This is a genomic window from Vibrio sp. 1401 (genome assembly GCF_033340295.1).
The window spans coordinates 1-654 of the sequence record NZ_JAWOWF010000438.1 but is presented as its reverse complement, the minus strand read 5'-3'; the positions used below and the strand labels follow the sequence as shown (position 1 = coordinate 654).

The window sequence follows — 654 nt, the reverse complement described above, 5'->3', positions numbered from 1 at the left end:
ATCATCTCTGGCAAAAAGTGTTTAGAACGATGAAACTGACCACCACGAAAGCCCGGCACGGCTTGATCGTCATCCTTACCAATGTCCAGTAATAAACCTTCGACCAAACCCATTGGGTCGATCAAGAAAGAGCGAATAATAGAGGGATATAGACTCTTAAAATCCAGCACTAAAACTGAGTCATAAAGGTTAGGGATAGAGTCCATTACGTAACCGGCGGGACTCGCAATCCAGTTTTCAGGGTGCAAATGGGGTGCGACGTAACCTGGTTGATGAATTTGTGGCAAGTAAAGATTGGTGAACGCCGCGACTGAGCCTCCGACGCGATCCAACTCAACCCCCGTCAACCTCGACCGTTCAATAGCAAACGCGAGGAGATGAGTATGCTCGAAGATTTTGTTTACCAGCACGCAATCTTGCAGGTTGTATTTGGCAAGTGAAGGCTTATCGGAGCGATACATGCGATTGATTTCGTCCATACGGTCATGCACGTTATGGATCTCTTTGCCTTCACCGAGTAATTCTTGTGAAACCGATTCTAATGACCAAGACCGAAAGTGATAAGTCGCGGTTTTTAGTGTATCGATGCCATCGAGTACTACACGTCCGGGAATTGAGATAAACCCCTGTTGGCTTTGGGATGAGCTACGAAAG

1 protein-coding gene is annotated in these 654 nt (G+C 46.8%); it reads right to left on the bottom strand.

The window, feature by feature from the left end:
* Positions 1-654 (bottom strand): DNA polymerase domain-containing protein (locus R7Z77_RS26105; RefSeq protein WP_318137144.1); only part of this gene is annotated, 654 nt, incomplete at both ends.